The following is a 2,911-nucleotide window of genomic DNA, read 5'->3' as shown; positions in this document are numbered from 1 at the left end:
CATCGCTGCGTTGCTTCGTCGCAAAGACTTAGCCTCTCGATGCTTCGGCTAATGTCTTCGAAGCTGTTTTGCGAAATATCGATTAAATTTCCCCCATAAAAAAAGAAGCCCTTCTCAGGCCCCTATTTTCCCGTATGTAATTTCATCTTCATCCATGGCATCCACACCGTTCAAAATATGCACCGTGGTACGCAGAATCAGGCGTGATTTATTGTTCTCCAGCAGCCAGCGCTCATCGGGAATAATGTCGAACTGCTGCATGACTGTGCCTTTCGACTTGACCGATCCTGCAAATTCCAATGTCTGCTTGGTTATGACATTTTCAAGAACATGAAAATCACTGTCTTCCCGGTGACCTTCAGTCAGTTTGATAACCTGCAATTCGATGTAGTCAATTTTCTGGTCGGAGTCTCCCCCTTCCAGATAGATGGTGCCGTTCAAGGTCTCGCCTTCTTCAAGATGCGGCCTTTCCACAACCGTATCGATTTTCATGGAGCCAATGCCGATGGATGATAAAAAATCTTTGAATTTCATAATGGGGCAACCTCCACATTTTAGTTTTAAACTTTACCACTTTTCGGTAATTGTTAAACGTCTAATGCAATTCCGTGTAATCATAATGTTTTTCCAGATCCGTCTCATGTTTATTGTACCGCCGTTTAAATAATTTATAGATATGGGACACCAGTACCCGCAGAATCGCGTAGCCGGGTATGCCGAGAATAACGCCCACAAATCCGAACAGCGAGCCGGCGGTCAAAAGGACGAAGATGATTGTCACCGGATGGATGAAAAGCGTTTTGCCCATGACCTGCGGCGAAATCAGATTTCCTTCCACCAGCTGAACGACCGTCCAGACGATGGCCAGCTTCACCAGCATGAAAGGCGATGTCACCAGTGCGATGATGGCGGCAGGCGTGATGGCGATTGCCGGTCCGATATACGGAACAACGCTCGTCACCATCGCCAGCACACCAAGCAATAAGGCATAATCCATGCCGATGATCAGGAAGCCGATGTAAATCATGACTCCGATGCAGAACGCGACGATCAGCTGGCCCTGGATATATGCGCTGAGCTGCCGGTCCATTTCACGGAACACGTCCTTTGTGTCATCGCGGAAACGCGGCGGCAATAATTTGAGCGCGTATTGAGGCAGTTTTTCCCCGTCTTTCAATAGATAGAAAAGGATAAACGGCACAATGACGATGGACAGGACAAAACCGGTGATCGTGGAAATAAAACCGGTGATCCCACTGACAATCATGCTCGCTGCGTTTTGGATCGTCTCACCGATATTGACCGGCAAGGTTTCAAGCAGGCGTTCAATATCAAAGCTCGAGCCGGAATAATAATCCCCGATGATGGAATTCCGCAGGAAAGCATCGATATTATTCAGCAGCTGCATAAAATAGGATGGGAATTCTTCAATCAGATTAGTGAACTGGTCCCGCAGAAACGGCAGGACCAGCACGGTGATCAACGTCATAATACCTGTTACACCAAGGAAAATGATGACAATTCCCCAGATGCGGGAAATCTTAAATCCCTCCAGCAGCCGAAGAACCGGGCGAAGCAGATAATACAGAATCAGCGCCAGAATAATCGGCAGCACGACTGTCTGCATGAAAACGATAAACGGATTGAAGATGAATGATACTTCCCTGAAGATGAAGATCACCAAACCGATCAGCAGCAAGGCGATCAAAGTGAATAACGTGTTTCTGCCTCCCAGAAACCGGATGTAATTGGTTCCAAAAAAAGATTGCTTTTCTTCGGGCTCCATGGCTAGACCTACTTTCAGGATAAACTCTGTCAACTCATTTTACCATATTTTCGGAATCTTTTACTGCAAAGGCTGATCCAAAAATTCACTCAATGCCTGGCGGTTCTGTTCAATATTGATTTCCAGCACGGCCCCGGCGTGTGAATATCTGGCGTTGCTGTAGCTGTCTTCAACAGGAATTGTCAGCCTTTCGATTTCGCCGGTTCCTCCAAGAGCAATATCCGTTGCCAGTTTCACCTGGTCGAGTGCCGGCATGTCGGTTTTGATGTAGCCTTGAGCCGCACCGGCCAGTTTAGGGAATTTCGGAATGGCGGAAAGGCTGATCATTTCATCCTTCAGCGCTGCCAGGACTTGCTGCTGCCGTGCCACGCGGCCAAAATCGCCCTGGTTGTCTGCACGGAACCTCGCGTAGCCGAGCAACTCCTTGCCGTTCAGTCTGTGTGTCCCTTGAGTCAGCGTAACGCCTATTTTTTCGGACATGTCTTTTTCGACATTAATTTCCACGCCGTTCGGTGCGCCGATATCCACCAGCTTCTCAAAACTTTCAAAATCAACCATGGCGTAATGATGGACTTCGACACCGAACATATTCCGCAGCGTGTCCGCCAAAAGATCGACGCCACCCAGATAAAAAGCGGTATTCAGTTTGTACGACTGGTAACCCGGGATTTCCGCGTAAATATCACGCATGAACGAAACGACTTTCACGTCATCCGTTTCTTTGTTATGGGCGACGAGCATCATCGTGTCGGTGCGTGATTTTTCTTCGCCGCGTGAATCGACGCCAAGCACCAGTATGTTTTCAAAGCCTTTATTGTCTTCATCATTTTCAAATTCCACTTCAGGCAATTCTGTTTCTTCGGCAAGCTTTTTGCCGCTCTGGTATTGCATAAAAAAATATGCGCCGGCAGCAAGCATCATAATCAGCAGCATGAACAGGATTGCCCGTTTGCGGACTCTTCTCTTTTTCCGGCGTCTTCCTCTAAGTTGGCGTTCTTCTTCCATTTCTGACACTTTCCTTTCTAATTTCCATGCAAATTAGGACGCACGGAGCCTGCAGAAGTTTCTAAAGGTTGATTAATTTTAATCCAATACTAATCGCTTCGGCGCTTTGGACCAGGTTCC

The 2,911-nt window shown here is 47.5% G+C and carries 3 protein-coding genes; all 3 read right to left on the bottom strand.

Annotated features, from left to right (window positions below):
- Positions 1-114 precede the first annotated feature (114 nt).
- The 3 genes from KW93_RS04040 to KW93_RS04030 all read right to left on the bottom strand — a co-directional run bounded on the left by KW93_RS04040 (position 115) and on the right by KW93_RS04030 (position 2,791).
- The gene (locus KW93_RS04040; RefSeq protein ID WP_033541690.1) at positions 115-534 is read right to left on the bottom strand and encodes a sporulation protein; all 420 of its coding nucleotides are present in this window, start codon (positions 532-534) and stop codon (positions 115-117) included.
- Positions 535-595: 61 nt separating this feature from the next.
- A complete protein-coding gene (locus KW93_RS04035; protein WP_033541689.1) occupies positions 596-1,786 on the bottom strand; it encodes an AI-2E family transporter in 1,191 nt (396 codons plus the stop codon).
- Positions 1,787-1,846: 60 nt separating this feature from the next.
- Entirely contained in the window at positions 1,847-2,791 is a 945-nt protein-coding gene (locus KW93_RS04030) for an LCP family protein (RefSeq protein WP_033541688.1), read from the bottom strand.
- Positions 2,792-2,911 lie beyond the last annotated feature (120 nt).

This window comes from Planococcus sp. CAU13 (genome assembly GCF_000775575.1).
GTDB lineage: Bacteria > Bacillota > Bacilli > Bacillales_A > Planococcaceae > Planococcus.
Note: the sequence above shows the minus strand (reverse complement) of the source record. Positions and strands in the feature narration are given on the sequence as shown.